Annotated in this window: 16 protein-coding genes; 9 read left to right on the top strand and 7 right to left on the bottom strand. The window is 48.6% G+C overall.

The window, feature by feature from the left end; genetic code table 11:
* Nucleotides 1–77 precede the first annotated feature (77 nt).
* Entirely contained in the window at nucleotides 78–1,967 is a 1,890-nt protein-coding gene (locus tag ACX9GV_RS13840; protein WP_473195920.1) for an alpha-galactosidase, read from the top strand.
* Between the two features lie 367 nt (nucleotides 1,968–2,334).
* On the top strand, nucleotides 2,335–3,615 hold the full coding sequence (gene glgC / locus ACX9GV_RS13835; RefSeq protein WP_023491002.1) for a glucose-1-phosphate adenylyltransferase: 1,281 nt from the start codon (nucleotides 2,335–2,337) through the stop codon (nucleotides 3,613–3,615).
* Nucleotides 3,616–3,698: 83 nt separating this feature from the next.
* Here glgC and ACX9GV_RS13830 read toward each other — a convergent pair whose 3' ends face one another.
* The 3 genes from ACX9GV_RS13830 to ACX9GV_RS13820 form a co-directional block, all read right to left on the bottom strand.
* Nucleotides 3,699–4,853 (bottom strand): nucleotidyltransferase family protein, encoded by a 1,155-nt coding sequence (locus tag ACX9GV_RS13830; RefSeq protein WP_023491003.1) that lies wholly within the window; start codon nucleotides 4,851–4,853, stop codon nucleotides 3,699–3,701.
* Between the two features lie 24 nt (nucleotides 4,854–4,877).
* Nucleotides 4,878–5,219, bottom strand: a complete 342-nt coding sequence (locus ACX9GV_RS13825) for an STAS domain-containing protein (RefSeq protein ID WP_023489471.1) — start codon at nucleotides 5,217–5,219, stop codon at nucleotides 4,878–4,880.
* Between the two features lie 172 nt (nucleotides 5,220–5,391).
* Nucleotides 5,392–6,252: an SIS domain-containing protein gene (locus ACX9GV_RS13820; protein ID WP_023489472.1), complete on the bottom strand. Its 861-nt coding sequence runs from the start codon at nucleotides 6,250–6,252 to the stop codon at nucleotides 5,392–5,394.
* 304 nt (nucleotides 6,253–6,556) lie between these two features.
* Here ACX9GV_RS13820 and murQ point away from each other — a divergent pair, with 304 nt between their 5' ends.
* The 6 genes from murQ to ppnP all read left to right on the top strand — a co-directional run bounded on the left by murQ (nucleotide 6,557) and on the right by ppnP (nucleotide 11,199).
* Nucleotides 6,557–7,465 (top strand): N-acetylmuramic acid 6-phosphate etherase, encoded by a 909-nt coding sequence (gene murQ / locus ACX9GV_RS13815; protein WP_473195919.1) that lies wholly within the window; start codon nucleotides 6,557–6,559, stop codon nucleotides 7,463–7,465.
* Nucleotide 7,466: 1 nt separating this feature from the next.
* Entirely contained in the window at nucleotides 7,467–8,918 is a 1,452-nt protein-coding gene (gene murP, locus ACX9GV_RS13810) for a PTS N-acetylmuramic acid transporter subunit IIBC (protein WP_023489474.1), read from the top strand.
* Nucleotides 8,919–9,045: 127 nt separating this feature from the next.
* Nucleotides 9,046–9,636 carry a lipid IV(A) palmitoyltransferase PagP gene (gene pagP / locus ACX9GV_RS13805; protein ID WP_473195918.1) on the top strand — a complete coding sequence of 197 codons (591 nt, stop codon included), beginning with the start codon at nucleotides 9,046–9,048 and terminating at the stop codon, nucleotides 9,634–9,636.
* A 72-nt stretch (nucleotides 9,637–9,708) separates the two neighbouring features.
* Nucleotides 9,709–10,008: a putative hemolysin gene (locus ACX9GV_RS13800; RefSeq protein WP_473195917.1), complete on the top strand. Its 300-nt coding sequence runs from the start codon at nucleotides 9,709–9,711 to the stop codon at nucleotides 10,006–10,008.
* Between the two features lie 166 nt (nucleotides 10,009–10,174).
* Nucleotides 10,175–10,699 (top strand): shikimate kinase AroL, encoded by a 525-nt coding sequence (aroL, locus tag ACX9GV_RS13795; protein WP_473195916.1) that lies wholly within the window; start codon nucleotides 10,175–10,177, stop codon nucleotides 10,697–10,699.
* 209 nt (nucleotides 10,700–10,908) lie between these two features.
* A complete protein-coding gene (ppnP, locus tag ACX9GV_RS13790) occupies nucleotides 10,909–11,199 on the top strand; it encodes a pyrimidine/purine nucleoside phosphorylase (RefSeq protein ID WP_023489478.1) in 291 nt (96 codons plus the stop codon).
* Between the two features lie 99 nt (nucleotides 11,200–11,298).
* Here the strand turns inward: ppnP and rdgC are convergent, their stop codons facing one another.
* The gene (gene rdgC / locus ACX9GV_RS13785) at nucleotides 11,299–12,210 is read right to left on the bottom strand and encodes a recombination-associated protein RdgC (RefSeq protein ID WP_023489479.1); all 912 of its coding nucleotides are present in this window, start codon (nucleotides 12,208–12,210) and stop codon (nucleotides 11,299–11,301) included.
* A gap of 448 nt (nucleotides 12,211–12,658) precedes the next feature.
* On the opposite strand from rdgC, the gene mak reads away from it, so the two are divergent.
* Nucleotides 12,659–13,564 (top strand): fructokinase, encoded by a 906-nt coding sequence (gene mak, locus ACX9GV_RS13780; RefSeq protein WP_023489481.1) that lies wholly within the window; start codon nucleotides 12,659–12,661, stop codon nucleotides 13,562–13,564.
* Nucleotides 13,565–13,576: 12 nt separating this feature from the next.
* Here the strand turns inward: mak and licT are convergent, their stop codons facing one another.
* The 3 genes from licT to sbcD all read right to left on the bottom strand — a co-directional run bounded on the left by licT (nucleotide 13,577) and on the right by sbcD (nucleotide 19,084).
* Nucleotides 13,577–14,428 carry a BglG family transcription antiterminator LicT gene (gene licT / locus ACX9GV_RS13775; RefSeq protein WP_473195915.1) on the bottom strand — a complete coding sequence of 284 codons (852 nt, stop codon included), beginning with the start codon at nucleotides 14,426–14,428 and terminating at the stop codon, nucleotides 13,577–13,579.
* A 172-nt stretch (nucleotides 14,429–14,600) separates the two neighbouring features.
* The gene (gene sbcC, locus ACX9GV_RS13770) at nucleotides 14,601–17,858 is read right to left on the bottom strand and encodes an exonuclease subunit SbcC (protein WP_473195914.1); all 3,258 of its coding nucleotides are present in this window, start codon (nucleotides 17,856–17,858) and stop codon (nucleotides 14,601–14,603) included.
* Complete coding sequence (sbcD, locus tag ACX9GV_RS13765; protein WP_473195913.1) at nucleotides 17,855–19,084, bottom strand: exonuclease subunit SbcD; 1,230 nt, start codon at nucleotides 19,082–19,084, stop codon at nucleotides 17,855–17,857. The genes sbcC and sbcD overlap by 4 nt, the downstream gene beginning before the upstream one ends.
* Nucleotides 19,085–19,127: the final 43 nt, after the last annotated feature.

Here is a 19,127-nt window from a genome sequence, read left to right as displayed (position 1 = left end):
GGATGGATGAAGCAGGTCTTCATTTGGGCATAACCCGAACAACATAATCAGAAGCAAGAAGAAAAAAGGATCCTTTGATGAAACCAGTGATAAAAAGCGTGTTATTGCTGCTGCTTGCCAGCAATGTCTCTTTAGCTACACAGTACCCACTGAATAACAATAATATCGCCATTTTGTTTGATGACAGTAACGCTGCGGTGTCGGTAACGGATACCGTGTCCCGTCATAAACTGGCGCCGAAGGAGCTCTTTTTTCTTACCCTGCCTAATGATCAAGTGATCCATGCCGCTGACTTTAAGATCAAAAAGGTTCATCTGAAGGAGGATGCCATTCAGGTAGACTTTGACCATCCCGATTTTGCTGTCAGCGTGGTGTTAAATGTTCTGAAAGGGAAATATGCCAGTATTGACTATACCTTGCAGGCCAAAGGTCAACCCCGCGATGTGGCGAAAATTACCTTCTTTCCCACCAAGGGGCAGTCACAAGCACCTTATGTTGATGGGGCAATTAACAGTTCCCCCATTATTGCCGACAGCTTTTTTATGATGCCGAGCAAGCCTATCGTCAATACTTTCGCCTATGAAGCCACCACGAATTTTAACGTTGAATTGAAAACCCCCATCAAACCCGATGCACCCGTCAGTTATACCCTCTACTTCGGCACTTTCGAGGAGCAAAACCAACTACGCCGTAGTGTGAATCAGTTCATTAATGCTATGCGTCCTCGTCCGTACCAACCTTATCTGCACTACAACAGTTGGATGGATATTGGCTTTTTTACCCCCTATACCGAGCAAGATGTGCTTAGCCGAATAGAGAGTTATGGCGATGAGTTGATCAAAAAGCGGGGTGTAAAACTGGATGGTTTTCTGCTGGATGATGGTTGGGATGACCTGACGGGTAAGTGGTTATTTGGCCCGGCGTTTAAACAGGGTTTTGGGGCGATAAAAGCGAAAGCAGATGATTGGCACACCTCGGTTGGCTTGTGGCTTTCACCCTGGGGTGGCTATAACAAACCGCTTGATGTGCGGGTTTCCCATGCTAAAGAGAATGGTTTTGAAACCGTTGATGGCAAGTTTGCCCTCTCTGGGCCGAATTATTTCCATAACTTCAACCAGCAGATAGGTAACCTCATCAAAGATGAGCATATTACCTCATTTAAGCTGGACGGTATGGGTAATGCCAATTCCTATATTCCAGGCAGTCAATTTGCTTCCGACTTTGATGCTTCTATCGAGCTGATTAAAAACATGCGGGAGGTAAATAAAGATCTGTTTATCAACCTGACAACCGGCACCAATGCCAGCCCCTCGTGGTTGTTTTACGCGGATTCAATTTGGCGTCAGGGGGATGATATCAACCTGTATGGTCAAGGCTCAGCGGTACAGCAATGGATCACCTACCGTGATGCTGAAACTTACCGCTCTATTGTGCAAAAAGGCCCTCTTTTCCCGCTTAATTCACTGATGTATCACGGCATTGTCAGTGCGGAAAACGCCTACTATGGTTTAGAGAAAGTCCAAACTGACCATGATTTTGCAGACCAGGTGTGGAGCTACTTTGCCACAGGAACCCAGTTGCAGGAGATGTATATCACGCCATCCATGCTCAACAGCGTCAAATGGGATACGTTGGCCACAGCAGCGAAATGGTCGCGGGCTAACAGCGATGTGTTGGTGGATACCCACTGGATAGGTGGCAACCCGACTTTGTTGGAGCCATACGGTTGGGCATCATGGAGTAACAAAAAGGCGATCTTTGGTCTGCGTAATCCATCCGATAAGGAACAGGTCTACTATCTGGATCTCACCAAGAGTTTTGAAATACCCCAAGGGGAAACCAGCCGTTTCATGTTAAAAACGGTCTACGGTAGCAATGTGACACTCCCTGCCAATTACATTAAACCGGTAGTGGTGACACTGAAACCACTGGAAACACTGGTTATCGAGGCTCGTCCAGTAAAATAAGCCCGAAATGCAGTAGGCCGTGAGGTAGCTTGGCCTTCTAACTAGCAAACGGTACCGACGCCCATGGCCCTTATTTGGCCGTGGGCGTTTTCATATTTGCTATCCCATCTCCACCCACTTGTACCACCATGGCTATCAAAATGATTCACTTATCCCGAAAAAAGAGTGATTAGAATTCAAGCACTAGTGGTGGTATTTCATAAAAAATACTTAGGTATTGGGTTAATTTTGATAAGACTCGCAATATCATTAAGTAATCTGATTGATAATCAGTGCTAGTGAGTATTTTTTACCGCTAACTGGATCGGGGTGATGTGCGGACATTGGCGGTGATGCAAATGGTATTGGCAAAAATAAGGAGTTTGAAATGCACATGTTAGACGACAGGCACAAAGCCATGCTGGCAAGGCAACTCCCGAACAAAGCGGTAGCGCTGGTGCTGGCAGGAGGACGAGGTACCCGGCTTAAAGACCTGACGTCAGTTCGGGCTAAGCCTGCGGTACACTTTGGGGGAAAATACCGCATTATTGATTTTGCTCTTTCCAACTGTCTCAACTCGGGGATGCGCCGTATTGGTGTGATTACGCAATATCAATCTCATACCTTGTTGCAACATATTCAGCATGGCTGGTCATTTCTCAATGGTGAGATGAATGAGTTTGTTGACTTGTTACCGGCTCAACAGCGGGCAGGGATTGATCACTGGTACAGCGGTACCGCTGACGCTATTTTTCAGAATCTGGATATTGTCCGGCGTTATCGTGCTGAGTACATCGTGGTTTTAGCGGGTGATCATATTTACAAGATGGATTACTCGCGCATGTTACTGGAGCACGTATTGAGTGAAGCCCCTTGTACTGTTGCTTGCCTTGAGGTCTCCAAGCAGGATGCAACCGCCTTTGGGGTGATGGAAGTAGCTGAAGATTTGCGGGTAAAAGCATTCTGGGAGAAACCCGAAGTGCCGCCAACACTACCGGGTAAACCGGACCGCAGCCTGGCCAGTATGGGGATCTACATATTTAACGCGGATTTTCTTTTCCAACTATTGGAAAATGATCATCTCGATAACGACAGCAGTCATGATTTCGGCAAGGATATTTTGCCGAAGATCACGGCCAAAGGTCAGGTCTGGGCACATCCTTTCTCACTCTCCTGTGTCTCTTCAGCCCCTGGCGCACCTGATTATTGGCGTGATGTCGGCACCTTGGATTCCTACTGGCGCGCGAATCTGGACCAAGCGGTAGTGACCCCTGAACTGGATATGTATGACCGCAACTGGCCAATACGCACTTATGCCGAACCCTTGCCGCCTGCCAAGTTTGTGCAAGACCACTCTGGAAGTTATGGCATGACGATGAATACGCTGGTTTCCGGAGGTTGTATTATTTCCGGTTCAACCGTGGTGAATTCGGTCTTGTTCTCGCGGGTTAGGGTTAACTCGTTCTGCTCACTGGATTCTTGTGTCCTGTTGCCGGATGTTAATGTCGGGCGCTCTTGCCGGTTACGTCGCTGTGTTATTGACAGGGCGAGCCAGATCCCAGAAGGAATGGTGATCGGTGAAAATGCCGAGGAGGATAGCCGCCGATTTTATCGTTCTGAAAACGGCATTGTGCTGGTAACGAAAGAGATGTTGGCAAAGTTACAATAACCGAATAGCGATCCCCAACCAACGCATTCTGTAATAAGGGCAGACTCACCGGTCTGCCCCTCTATTTCGCTCGGTAAGTGCGGTTAGAATGCAGAGAGTAACTCGTTAAATAATGATTTCTCTGCGGTGACAATATCGGTACGCCGTTTATCATCGATCAGCCAGTTCAAACCCGCTTCGGATAAATCGATAGCGATACCGTCCGGCGAAATGACTTTACCAGCAAAAATCATCTGCTGATTCAAATGAGCAATACTCCCTACCCGGGTATAGTCGGCGATAAAGCTTTGTTCAATCACCGCACCCTGTTCCAATAGGCAACCTGCACCAATAATCGTCGGCCCTTTAATGGTCACACCGGGTTGTATTTCGGTACTGCTGCCAATATAGACCGGCCCTTCAATATCCAGGGTGGAAAAATCAGCGTTAACATTTAAACCACACCAGATTTGCGGCGCGATTTGGATCCCCGGCATCGGATAATCAGGCAATTCCCGATTAAGGATCATCCGGTTAACGTGCCAGAAATCCTGCAACGAGCCAATGTCAACCCATTGGAATGGCAAAGAGATACCGTAGAAAGGAACCCCCATTTCAGCCAGTTTAGGGAACAACTGACTACCGATATCGTATTCAACACCATCAGGAATATAGTCAAAGATCTCAGGCTCAAAAACATAAATGCCGGTATTGGCGTTATTTGACAACGCATCTTGTGCTTTAGGCTTTTCCTGAAACTTACTGACACGCCCTTGCTCATCGGTGACCACAATACCGTATTTACTGACCTGATCGACAGGAACTGGGCGCATAATCAGCGTCGCAACGCTTTTTCTGGCACGGTGGAAAGCCAACACCTTACCGAAATCCACATCAATTAATGCATCGCCACACACCACGACAAACGTATCATCAAAAAAGCCTGAAAAATTCTGGATGTGCTTCATGCCACCCGCTGAACCCAGCACATTATCGACAAAGGTATTGCCTTCCATCACCCCTTCATAGGAGTAGCCCATTTCCACGCCCCAGGCATGACCATCGCGGAAATAATTTTCTATATCACCAGACAGATAGCTGGTATTGACCATTAACTGATTAAAGCCATGCTTTTTTAAATGCTCAACAATGGATTCCATAATTGGTTTGCGAATTAATGGGATCATCGGTTTGGGCAGTACAGTGGTCAATGGTCTGGCTCTGGTTCCTTTTCCTGCGGCAAGGATCATGGCTTTCATAATGAGTCTTCCTTTAGTATTAATCTACTGCTGGGACATTTGTTGTAATGTAGTCTGCTGATCAACTCCGATAGTAAATATCTTATCCATCCGGGTTAATTTGAACATGCCTTGAATATTACTGTTCAATGAGCAAATGGCGAGTTGGCCCTTACCCTGCAAGGTTTTCAATAGAGAGACCAATGCCCCTAAGCAACTACTATCAATAAAATCGACCTGACTAAAATCGAGTAAAATACGATTGCTCCCCTGTACGATCATGGCTTGTATCTCTTCTTTAAATTGCATTGACAGGGAGGCATCTAGTCGCCGGCTCAAGGGCGAGACCACCAAGACATTGCCAACTGACTGAGTTTCAAAATTCATTTTTTATCCTTACTGTGCTGTTGGTGGGGAGGAACAGCGATTGTTCTACGTTCTGCAATTTCAAGTATCGTTTTAATGACTTGGGTATAAGCGTAGCACAGGGTTTCCGCCTTTCAATTGAACACCATGTAGCGGGTACTCACTCAGCTTAACCAGACAACCGTGGGGGGATTTAACCCTCCAGCTTATTGATGGTCATACTGGCATTGCGCACCAGCGGTTTGGCAAGTTCTTTACGCCGTTGCATCAAGGCCAGGAAGATTAAATCGGTCAGCGTATTCTGCGCTGTCCGGGAAGAGATAGAAGAACTGCGCCACTCATTTTCATCCGAGACACTTTCCAGCACATAATTGGCTATCTTGGCCAACGAAGTCGATGGGTCACCGGTGATAACGATGACCTTTGCCCCTTTCTCTTTTGCCATGGTGGCGGCGAGGCGCATCTCTTTTCTTTTACCACTGAACGACAGAACAATTTGTACATCTTTTGGCGTCAGGGCCTGGGCCGTGGCAAGTTGCACATGAAGGTCGGCTTCTGCAAGGCTGAGAATACCTATCTTCTGCAATTTGTAACTGAGATCTTTTGCTGTCAGCCCTGACCCCCAAATCCCGACAATCTGTACACGATTAGCGTTATTGATAATATCGATAACTTTATGAAAAACAGAGAAATTAATTCTTTTGGTGGTTTCCAGGATAGCCATGGTTTTTTCATGGGCGAGTTTTTGCGCCATCACCATCAGTGAATCTTCCGATGAGATGGTGTTATGCAAAGCCTGGTGTGGATAAGATTTGAAGAGGTTATTTCTACCCAGTTCTTCACTGATGGCAATCTTCAGTGCCGGGAAGCCCTTCATGCCGATTTTTTGGCTGAATTTTACGATGGCAGACTGGCTGACTCCGGCTGCTTCAGCAAAGCGAGAAGAAGAGATATTCAGTATCGATTCAGGGTTATCTAAAATATATTTTGCAATTTTTTTTTGATTTTCAGCAAGTTCTGGTAATAACCAGGTGATTTGGGTTAGCACGGACATTGAAAATACTCCCCTGTGTGTATAAACACTTTAATTTATGCAAGTTGCCGCTATAGACTGCGTGCAGTGATAGTTTGGAAAAATTGGGTATAGATTATTCCTATGTTGGCTATAACTATTCCATTTGTATAGTTAGCTGAATTTACTTGGAATGTTATTTTTGTCACTCTTTATACCCCCATTTATATTAGCAATTTATTCCTTATGTCTGGCTAAAAAGGAATCGATTTACCGTGACCTCCATCACATTTTAAGAATAAATAATTCCTTACCATGGCGGAAAACCGACACAGATGGAAGCACCATGAAGATTAATTTAAGCAAGATGATGACAGAAAGCCGCAACCCAGCCAGCGCTGAAATTGATACCCTGCCGACGCTCGATATGTTGGCGGTGATCAACAAAGAGGATCAAAAAGTCTCTCTTGCAGTGGAAGCGGTATTGCCAGAGGTTGCTACAGTAGTTGATCGGGTGGTGGACGCTTTCGCTAACGGTGGCAGACTGATTTACTGTGGAGCTGGCACCTCAGGGCGCTTGGGGATTCTGGATGCGAGTGAATGCCCACCAACCTATGGCACGCCACGTGAGCTGGTTATCGGCCTGATTGCTGGTGGTCATACGGCCATTTTGCAAGCCGTTGAGAATGCGGAAGACAACCCGGAATTGGGCAAGCAGGATTTATGCAATCTTGATTTCAATGCCCGTGACGTATTGGTTGGCATTGCAGCGAGTGGCCGTACACCCTATGTGTTAGGGGCAATGGCTTATGCTCGTAGCGTTGGCGCCACCGTTGTTGCTATCTCCTGTAATCAAAACAGTGAAATGAGCAAAGCAGCCGATATCGCGATTGAACCCGTGGTTGGCCCGGAAGTGGTCACTGGCTCCTCACGCATGAAAGCGGGAACGGCTCAGAAGTTGATCCTTAATATGATCACTACGGGTGCGATGATCCGTAGTGGCAAGGTATATAGTAACCTGATGGTTGATGTTGAAGCCACTAACGCCAAGCTGGTTCAACGCCAGGTCAACATCGTGGTTGAAGCCACGGAGTGTAGCCCTGAAGAGGCTGAAAAAGCACTCAATGAATGTCATCGCCACTGTAAAACTGCGATTGTGATGGTCCTGGGTGGGCTATCTGCGCAACAAGCAGGGGAGATGCTGAGTAAAAACAAAGGGTTTATTCGTAAAACGCTGCAAGGGATACAGGCATAACATGGCTAAAATAACCGTTTCTATGATAGAGCAGATTTTACACTTGACGGGGGGCAGTAAAAATATCGTTATCTGCGGTAACTGCATGACCAGACTGCGTCTAACGTTAAAAGATCGTGAGTATATCCAGCTAGAGGAACTCAAAAAAATACCCGGAGTGATGGGGGTAGTGAATGGTGATGACCAATTGCAGATCATCCTCGGCCCGGGTAAAGCGCAGACCGCAAGTGAGATGATGAATGCCCTGCTGGCGGATGCACCACAGCAAGCGTCTGACAGTGAGCCACAGCTTGACTTACAAGCGCTGGCCAGTCAGAAAAAGCAGCAGATGAAGTCTAAGCAAAATAGCGCAGTACATAATTTCCTGACCAAATTTGCCACTATCTTTACACCACTGATCCCGGGGTTTATCGCCGCAGGCCTGTTATTGGGGATCTCCACGCTGTTACAGCAAACGTTGGTGGTAGAGGGAGTCGCCCCAGCAGCTTGGTTAAAAGGGCTGATGGCTTACATGAAGGTGTTTAGCATCGGTCTGTTTACTTTCCTGAGCATTCTGATTGGCTTTAACACGCAAAAAGCCTTTGGTGGTACTGGCGTCAATGGGGCGATCATCGCTTCACTGTTTATTTTGCGCTACGTGCCGGAAGGTACGGTTGGCTACTATGCCGGCATGAGTGATTTTTTTGGGCTAACCATTGATCCTCGCGGCAATATTATTGGTGTGTTGCTGGCCTGTATCATGGGGGCGTGGATTGAACGGCAGGTACGCCGGTTTATTCCCGATAATCTGGATATGATCCTGACTTCAACCATTACCTTACTGATTACGGGTGCGATTACTTTTGTGGTCATCATGCCGATCGGTGGTGAACTGTTCAAAGGTATGTCCTGGTTGTTTATGCACCTGAACGGTAACCCGTTTGGAACGGCCATCCTGGCGGGTCTTTTCTTGATCGCGGTTGTTTTTGGTATCCATCAAGGCTTTGTACCGGTTTATTTCGCGTTAATGGATGCACAGGGCTTTAACTCACTGTTTCCAATCCTGGCGATGGCAGGGGCAGGGCAGGTTGGGGCTTCATTGGCACTGTTCTTCCGTTCACCGAAAGGTTCCTTGTTACGCACCCAGATTAAAGGGGCCATCTTCCCTGGGCTGTTGGGGATTGGCGAGCCTCTGATTTATGGGGTGACGTTGCCGCGTTTGAAGCCGTTTGTTACCGCTTGTTTAGGTGGTGCGGTTGGCGGGTTCTTTATTGGTCTGGTTGCCTGGATGGGGCTGCCGGTGGGGCTGAATACGGTATTTGGCCCATCGGGTCTGGTGTCTATCCCCTTGATGACGTCAGCGAAAGGCATTTTTGCCGGCATGATGGTTTATATTGCTGGTCTGTTCATCTCTTACATCGCCGGTTTTATTTTAACTTGGCTTTTTGGCAGCAAAGATGTTGATTTAAGCTGATGTTTTACTGTTAATTTTATTCAAGTTGCGGGGAAGAAAAGGTACCAACCCCGCAACTTGAAACCGCTTGATTTGCTCATAGTGAATTCAGTAAAATCCCCAGCTTTGTTATGACAGGGATTTCATAATGTTTTTTGGCAAGACCCTTTTAGCCTCTAGTTTGGTATTGATGTTTTCTGCACTACCTTCTTATGCCGAGGTTAGTTCCGAAAATAGCAATAGGGAAGCTCAACCAGAGTCTGGCTGGTGGGGGCGCTTTACCAGCAATGTAGCGGAAACCTGGAACAATTCACCGAATAAAGAGTTTTATCTGCCCGTCATTACTTGGCATAACCGTTGGACTTACGACCAGGAAAAACTTGACTCTTACAATGAACGTCCTTGGGGGGCGGGCTACGGCATTTCCCGTTTTGATCAAGATGGCGACTGGCACGCTATTTACTTTATGGCATTTAAGGACTCGTTCAATAAATGGGAACCGATTGGCGGTTATGCCTATGAGAAAATCTGGCGCCCGGTGGCGGGAGAGGATTTTCGCTTAGGTCTCGGGTTTACCGCCAGTGTGACGGCGCGCGATAATTGGAGTTATATTCCGATTCCAGCTCCGTTACCATTGGCCTCTATCGGTTATCAGCAACTTACCTTCCAGGCCACCTATATTCCCGGCACCTACAATAATGGTAATGTTCTCTTCGGCTGGTTACGTTGGCAGTTCTGATTTTCTCTCTAAACAGCAAACTATTTTGCTGCTTCTATACTATTTTAACGCTTAAAATACAGGCGAATATCAATGCAAAAGTTGCTGATGCTTTCTCTGTTTGCTGGTGCTGTTTTACTGTCTGGGTGTACCACATCAAATCATCCTGAGCAGGTGAACCCTGTGCCGAGCAATCGTGAGGCCCCATTACCACCGCAAGTGGATAAAAATGTCGGCATGGCAAACCCGGCGGATGTTTATTGTATCCAGATCGGCGGTAAGTTGAATGCCAAGCAGAACCCTCAAGGCCAGTATTCCACCTGTACCTTGCCAAATGGGCAGGAAATAGAGAGCTGGACGTTGTATCGCCGCGATCACCCGGTGAAAAAATAGCATTCTCACCCCACAGCTTGGATGATGACGGGTATACAGCACCGTAAAGATTGAAATACGGCGCGAGGGCGGTATGATGCTGCAGCATTATTGATGTTCGGGCCGCCAGCCTCTTGCTGTGCAGGCCATGCCATGTACTCAGTTACTGCATAAGGGACAACCCGTCATGACACAAACCATTTTTATGGTAGGCGCTCGCGGAGCAGGTAAAACCACGGTTGGTCGTGCTTTGGCGCAGGCTCTGGGTTACCAGTTTGTCGATACCGATCTGTTTATGCAGCAAACTGCGCAAATGAGTATTGCGGAAATGGTGGCGCAGGAGGGGTGGCCCGGTTTCCGTCGTCGTGAAACGTTGGCACTGCAAGCGCTGAAACAACCGTCAACCATTATTGCCACTGGCGGCGGGGCGATTCTGGCTGAAGAGAATCGGCGTTTTATGCGTCAGCATGGCATAGTGATTTATCTGCGTGCCCCAGCCAACGTGCTGGCCCAGCGGCTGGAAGAGTATCCGCAAGAAGGACAGCGCCCCACATTGACTGGGCGTCCCATTGCTGAAGAGATGCAGGAAGTGCTGGCAGCACGTGAAGCGCTTTATCAGGAAGTGGCCGATTATGTTATGGATGCCAGTGCCAACCCACAACAGGTTATTGCGCAGATCCTGGCCGTTTTGCAGCATCAAGCCATTCAATAACTCCCCGTTTATATACCGCATCAACCTGCGGTGCTTCCGCTGAGCATCGCCTACTGTTGTCAGTTTATTTGCATCACGCCACGGGTCTTTTAGTGGCAACTTGCATCAACTTGGGTAAATGATCGCATTTCCCGTGAAAAACCAGTGACAGACCCTGGCTTAATACCTCAATATGGGGATTCAACCAAGATGATTACGCGGGGTCAGTCATGCTGAAAGTAAATGAATATTTTGCTGGAAAAGTGAAGTCTATCGGTTTCGAAAGTAACAGCATTGGTCGTACCAGCGTTGGGGTAATGGAGAAGGGAGAGTACACCTTCAGTACCGCACAGCCGGAAGAGATGACCGTTATTTCTGGTGCATTAAGAGTGTTAGTGCCAGGCGCGCCTGATTGGCAAGTGTTTACTTCCGGTGAAAAGTTCTTTGTGCCGGACCACAGTGAATTCAATTTGCAGGTTGCTGATACCACAGCCTATTTGTGCCGTTACCTGAGCAAATAATCGCTCGTTTAAGCTGCAGTTAACACCCCTGCAGCGTCATTGGTGAAGGGAATATTGGGCGCGCAGGCGCGCCCATAAGCCTGTAATTCAAATTGTGCCTTAGCGCTGAGCTTCTCCCCCCAGGGCCTCAATAGTATTGCTGATCAACGCCGCCAGCTCACTGGTCATCAGGATAAAGTCAGCATCGAAACGCTGGGCAAAATCATCACGATCAATATCATCGTTCTGGTCACGTAAGGTGTCGGCAAATTTCAGACGCTTGAATGAGCCATCATCCGCCAGGATCAGTTGAATGCGTTCTTGCCAGTCAACGGCCAGCTTAGTGACCAGTTTACCGGCTTCAATATGTACGGCTATCTCATCACTGACCAGGTTCTGTTTTTTGCAACGGATCACGCCACCTTCTTCCAGAATGGCTTTCAGTTCGGCTTCATCCTGAATATTAAAACCGGCAGGCAGTTCACCCGAACGTACCCATTCGGTTAGTGTCAGTTCAATCGGGCTTTCCATGGTTAATGGCACTACCGGCAGCGAACCAAGACTTTTGCGCAATAACGCCAGCGAGTCTTCGGCACGCTTAGCACTGGCGGCATCGACAATAATCAGGCTGTTAACCGTATCGATCCACATATTGGTTTGGTTAAAACGGCTGAAGGCACGGGGTAATAAGCTGTGTAACACTTCGTCTTTCAGCGAATCTTTCTCGGTTTTTTTCAACTTACGGTGTTGCTCACCTTCCAGTTTTTCAATCTTCGCCTGTAATTCCTGTTTGATCACCGGAGAGGGCAGGATCTTCTCTTCTTTACGCACAGAGATCATGATTTGGCCATTCACCGAATGTGTCAGTGCATCACTATGAGATCCCATCGGCGAAACCCAGCCAGTTTTTGCCATATCCTGGCTGCCACAAGGGGTGAAGCTAAAGTTGCCAAGCTGTTTTTCCATCTCGTCGGCATTGAGTGCAACGTCACGGCTCAAGCGGTAAACCATCAAATTTTTAAACCATAGCATAATGTTCTTCCTGGCTAGGTGTGCATGGGTACCCATCGCTGCAACTTGAGTATATACCCGTCACCAATGAAGCTGCAGGGTTGTTGACTACGCTCGTTCGCCCTAGTCACATAGTTATCTATGCTCCTAGGGACTCGCTCACTTGTCGCCTACCTGCAATTTCATTGAACTTGAGTATAAATATGGGTAGCGCGCACGCTGATTCGTCAAAAGCAGAGCGGCATAATAACGAATTGATGCTGAAAAATCGCCTGTCGCGTGGTGATTCAGCTCGCAACTCACGGGTAAGAGGATCAATTCAGAGTGAGGCGCAGATAGATGGGGTAACGCAGGCACCTAGAGCCCCTGCAACGTGAATCAACTTGAGTCTATAATCAGCACCGAGTGACAGGGTTATGGATCACACTGGGCCTAAGTTTACCATCGTCGAATATTGAGGAGAGTCATAGTGCGTATTGGTATCGATCTGGGAGGGACTAAAATTGAGGTGATAGCACTGGCGAACGACGGGCAAGAACTATTCCGTCACCGCATTGCGACACCTCGTGATGATTATCAGCAGACATTGCAGGCGATTACTGGCTTGGTGAGGTTGGCAGAAGAAAAAACCGCGCAATCCGGGACCGTCGGGGTGGGTATTCCAGGGACACTATCGCCGTTTACCGGTTTAGTGAAAAATGCCAACTCAACCTGGTTAAATGGTAAACCGCTGGATAAAGACCTTTCTACTCTGCTACAGCGCGAAGTGCGGTTGGCTAACGATGCCAACTGTCTGGCGGTATCTGAAGCCACCGATGGGGCCGCTGCCGGTAAATCAACTGTTTTTGCGGTGATCATTGGTACTGGGTGTGGTGCCGGTGTGGCCATTAACGGCCAGGTACATGCCGGGGGAAATGGGATTTCCGGTGAATGGGGCCATAATCCTCTCCCTTGGCTGGATGATGATGAACTGCGTTTTCGTGCTGAAGTGCCTTGCTACTGTGGCAAACAAGGGTGTATTGAAACTTTTATTTCCGGCACCGGGTTTGCCACAGATTACGCACGGCTGAGTGGCCATCGGCTGAAAGGCGATGAGATTATGGCATTGGTGGCGCAGCAGGATAAACTGGCGTTGTTGGCCATACAGCGTTACGAGTTACGGCTAGCAAAATCGTTAGCTCATGTGATCAACCTCTTTGACCCTGATGTGATCGTACTCGGCGGGGGAATGAGCAATATCGCGCGTTTGTATCAGACTGTACCGCCACAACTGAAATCCTGGGTATTTGGCGGGGAGTGTCAAACCCCGGTTCGCCAAGCGATGCACGGGGATTCCAGCGGTGTAAGGGGTGCGGCATGGTTGTGGCCACTCTAGCCCGGTTGTTGTTTACCTCTTGGCGATTGGGGCATTCTCACTGCGCACCCGCTCAATATGGATGGTCAAAAACATCATCTCCTCATGGGTTAACGAGTGCTGATAGTGTTGAGCGATATATTGGTTTATTTTGCCAACGCAGGCGAAGGATTCGCCATATTTATCCTTGACCACCTGATAGAGCGAATCATCATGGCTGTCGACGTAATTTTTACCTAACAAACGTTGGGCAAAGAATTTCAAATGAGTGAGAAAGCGGTGGTAACTCAGGGTTTCCTCATTATAGTCAAAGCGGAAATGGTATTTGACGATATTGAGGATCTCCTGCATCACCCGGGTGATATGCAGCGTATTGTGCATTTCGTCATTTAACTGGGCATTGACCAAGTGCAAGGCAATAAAACCGGCTTCGTCCTCCGGTAAGGTGACCGCCAATCGTTGAGTAATGATATTTAAAGCCTCCAGCCCAACAGCAAATTCGTTTGAATAGAGTTTCTTTATTTCCCATAACAAGACGTTCTTGATAGCCAGACCCTGTGCATGGCGTTGCAAGGCGAAATGGATGTGGTCAGTCAATGTAATGTAAACAATATTATGCAATTTGCCCGGTAAGCGTTCGCGGGCGAGGGTGATGATTTTATCCGCCGTAGTGATGCAGGTTAATGGGATCTCTGCCAACAGTTCTTTGTAGCGTTCACCGATTTCACCACTATTGAGAGTGAACACCTTTTCGATCAGGCTTTCATCCACCGGATCGCCACTTTTCTTTTTAAAGCCGATGCCACGCCCCATAACGACCGTCTCTTCCTGGCGCTCGTTTAGCGTAATTACCACGTTGTTATTGAGGATCTTGGCGATGTTCATGGCGGTTCCTTGTCTGCTAAAAACAAAAAAACCTGACCCCGGAAGAACTCCCGAAAGTCAGGTTTTGCCTGTATTCACAGTAACAATCCTGTTATTTCAGACATGATAACGATTTTCATTCGTCGCTCAATGCTTTTCACGATGTACTGTCGCAGTGATCACACTATGGCCACTAAGGCGATTCAACACGGTACTGGGCATCTAAACGGCTTAACCCCAATCCATTGATTTTCTTTACCTTAATTTGCACGGGAATGCGCTCTTTCATGGCTTCAATATGACTGATGACACCGATGGTTTTACCCGTGGCGTTAAGGTTGTCTAGCGCATCCAAGGCGGTATCTAATGTTTCTGCATCCAAGGTACCGAAACCTTCATCCAGGAACAGTGAATCGATACTGGTTTTGTGGCTCACCAGGTCTGATAGCGCCAAGGCTAATGCCAGGCTGACCAGAAAGCTTTCCCCACCGGAAAGGGTACGAGTATCACGCAGAGCGTCCGCTTGCCAGGTATCGACAACCTGTAACTCCAGCGTATCCGTCGTTTTACGTTGTAGCAGGTAGCGGCCATGCAAACGGGCAAGCTGGATATTGGCCAGATAAACCAAATGATCAAGGGTCAAGCCTTGGGCGAACTTGCGGAACTTGTCCCCCTCTTTGGAACCAATGAGTTGATTGAGCAAACTCCAGTCGTCATGTTGCTGTTGGCAGTGGGTAATCTGGGTTAACAATGATTGCTGATGAAGACGACGTTCGGCATCGCTGCCCAATTGGTTACGGACCTCCCCTTGACGCTGCTGCAACAGTTTTAACTGTTCCGCTATGCCATTCAACGCAGTAGCCAGTTGCTCGGTACTGGTGAGTCGCTCATCCAAACCACTGGGTTGATTTTGGCGCTGCTGTTCTTGCGTTTGTATCGCCTGAGCCAACAGGGTGGAGGCTTGCAACTGGCGTTGTTGTAACTGTTCTTTATAGTGTTGCAACTGCTGGCGCTGTTCATCACCCAATAAGGCGGCGTTGAATGACGCTTCGTCGGCAAAGTCACTGTTAGCCAATGCGAGCTGCCATTGCTGTTCGGCCTGCTGTAGCCGCGCATGATGTTGTTGCTGCTGCTGTTGTAATGCCAGTTGTTGACCCGCCAGACGATCCCGCAGTACCAGGGCTTGCTGCAACTGTTCTGTGGCTTGCTGGCAGGCATTTTCCACCCGGTTTTGTGCGAGTCTCAGTTGTTCAGTTACCTCGGCCACCGACTGTTCGCCAAACAGCGCGATGCGTTCAGCGGTGAGGTTAGTCAGTTGTTGCTCACTGGTCTGACAATCATGTTGCCACTTGGCTAATTGCTGTTGAGTTTCAGCTTGCTGTTGCGTTAGCCGCTCAAAACGTTCATTCAAGAGTACCGCTTCCTGCTGAGAACCAAAGTGCTGGTTTTGCAGGGTGGTTAATTCCTCTTTGGTTTGTTGTATCGCGCGCGTGATTTGCTCATGTTGTTGCAGTAACTGTTGATTAGCCTGTTCTTCACTGTCGCAAGCGGTTAACCAGGTTGATAACTGCGTGTGGTCTTGCAGTGTAAAATTGCAAGCCAAGGGGGCGCTAATTTGTTGCCCGTTTTTGATCAGTTGTTCCTGTTGCTGTAACCCTTGGTTAACGGCGGTTTGCAGCTGTTGTTGCTGCTGTTTCAGGCTTTCACTTTGCGTGCGCAGTTTGGTGCCCAAGGTATGTAACTCGTCGGTTTTTGCGCGTAATTCAGTGGCTTGTTGTTCCGTCTCGCTCGGTTTCAGCGCCTGGTACTGCTTGATTGCCGGGTGCTGTGTCGAGCCACACAAGGGGCAAGGGGCATCAGTGATCAAACGTGCTCGTTCGGCTTCCAGGCTGACGATACGTTTTTCAAACTCAAGGTTTTTCTCCACCGCCAACAAATGGGCCTTTTGCTGTTGGTACTGTTGGCGAGTCACCTCAAGTTGACGTTCCACCTCCATCAACTGTTGTTGCCGCTGGGTAAACTCCAACTGCTGTTGCTCAAGGTGTTGCTGATTTTGTTGAAACAATACCGCCAGATGGGACAACTGTTGGCGAATAGGCCGCTGCCCATTCAGTTCGGCCTGACGGGCCCGCAGTTTTTCTAACGGTGATTGGGCTTCAAGTGCGGCTTGCTGTGGTAACTGCTGCTCCAGTACCGTATTCAGTGAGGCTTGCTTGTGCTGATATTGTGCCGCCCAGGTGGTGAGTTCGGCTCGTCTTAGGGTCAGTTTTTCCAGCGCTTTTTGTTGCTCCTGACTGAGCTTTTGCTGATCGTCACCTTGTTTTGTTGCCTCGGCCAACTGGTGTCTCAGTTGGGCTATCTGCTGGTCTAATGGCGCTACTTTTTCAACAATCAATGTTTGCTGTTGTTGCTGGTATGCTGTTTGCGTTTGCTTTGCCGCCTGCGCTTGATCGGATTGTTGCTGTAATGGGGTCAAGGCAGTGAGTTGCTGTTGTTGTTGCTGCGCCAATTGTTCGGCTTGTTGTTGCAAAGACCGCGTCTCTTGCTGGCAACGCTGGCGTTCATCAAGCAGTGGGCGTAATTTTTCTGCGGGTTCACTGCGGGCCAACTGCTGTAATTGTGGTTCTGCTTGCTGATAGTCCTGTTTTACCCCAGCGAGTTGTTGCTGGTGGTGTTGCACTTGCTGCGCCGTGGTTTGCCACTGCTGTAGCCAGTTCAACTGATGTTGTAGCCGTTGCGTCTGTTGGTTTAAACCTTGCTCTTCACTATTGAGTTGGATGAGTTGATTTTCCAGCGTCTGGCGTAACTCCTCATTGAGCAGTTCAATGCCGTTAGCTTGCTGATGCAATACATCCAGCTCGATTTTTGCCTGTTTATGTCGTTCAAACACCCGGGCCGACAGTTGCCCATAAATTTCGCTGCCGGTCAGTTCTTCCAGTAACTCGGCACGTTCGTTAGGTTTGGCATTGAGAAATGCGGCGAATTGCCCCTGAGACAACATCATCGATTTGGTGAAACGGCCAAAATCCAGCCCAGTAATGGAGGCAATCAGCTCTTTTTTATCGGAAATTTTATCCGCCAAAATTTTGCCATTTTCTCGTAGCGCCAGTTCGACTTTAGGCGCCTGCAGGCTGCCATCCGGTGAGTTTTTCGCTCGACGTTGGCTCCAGAAGGCACGATAACCGATCCCTTTTACTTCAAACTCCACCTCTGCCAGTGACTCAGCGGTGTGCCGAGTCATCAGTTCATTCTGGCTGGCGCTGACCTCCAGACGCGGCGTCTGGTGATATAACGCCAGGCAGATAGCGTCCAGTAACGTGGTTTTACCCGCACCGGTGGGGCCGGTGATGGCAAACAGACCATTGCTGGCGAAAGGTTCAGCGGTGAAGTCAATTTTCCATTCACCTTGTAGCGAATTGAGGTTTTTCAGCCTTAAGCTCAGGATTTTCATGCGCAGGGCTCCTCAGGATGATGCAAGTCATTCACCACGTGCTGAAACAGTTGGCGCATCTGCTGTTGGCGTGCCTCGTCCAGGTCTGTTTCCAAGGCTAATCGCCGCTGGAACACCTCTTCGACACTCAATTCATTCAAGGTCTCTCTCTCTTGCCGGTCAATCGCCTGTTGCCGTTGCTGTTTACCACGTCGTAATAACACCACTTCAACCGGCAGATCTTCCGCTAACTGTTGAATGCGGCGCTGGATATCACTGAGATAATCCTGCGTAGCAACTTCGATATCCAGCCACACCGGTAATGTCCCCTCATAGTGGGCAAATTGCTGTAATTGCGTCTCGATTTGTGGCAAATCACCCTTGATCAACTGCATCGGCTGGAAAACAGGTACCTCCAGCGGCGTGACTTGCTGTAGTTCACCGGCGGCGAAATCAACCATCAATACGCTCTTGGCGCTACCCAATTCATCAAAACTGAGCGGGATTGGCGAACCGCTGTAACGGATATGCTGGGTTTTAGCGACACATTGCGAACGATGAATATGGCCCAACGCAATGTAGTCGGCGGGGGGGAATAACTGAGCAGGGAAGGCATCCAGCGTACCGATATAAATATCACGCACTGAATCTGAGGTGGTGACCCCCACGGTCGTCAGATGGCCGCTGGCAATAATCGGCAAGGCTAGGCCCAGGGCATCGCGCCGTGCACAGGCCAACTGATAAAGCTCATGGTAATGATTAGCGATAGCTTGTTGTAAAACCTGCTGTTTCTGGTTGCCCGATTCACCGGCCTGGCTGGTGACTAAATCCCGTGGGCGCAAGAAAGGCACCGCACAGAGCACCGCCCCTGGCTGGCCATCACGCTGGTTGAGCACTCGAATTTGTTGATCAACTTCGGCTTGCGCATTGGCAATTACTGTGGTGTTCAGGCAAGAGAGCAGTTCCCGTGATTCATTGAGTGTGGCCACTGAGTCATGATTGCCACCGAGTACCACCAACTGGCAACCGGTGTGTTGTAGTTGCACCACAAAACGGTTATACAGTTCCCGTGCGTAGCTAGGTGGGGAGCCGGTATCAAACAGATCACCGGCAACAATTAGCGCATCGACCTGATGCTGTTGCACCTGCTCAACCAGCCAACACAGAAAAGATTGATGCTCGGCGGCGCGGCTCTTGGTGAAAAAGTACTGGCCTAAATGCCAGTCAGAGGTATGGATCAGGCGCATGAATCTTCCAGGCTGACAACGATGATAGCACCAGAGTATATAC

The sequence above is a fragment of the Serratia sp. 25CWL12 genome (genome assembly GCF_055790885.1).
The sequence above is the reverse complement of the archived record's forward strand: the minus strand, read 5'-3'. Positions and strand labels throughout refer to the sequence as shown.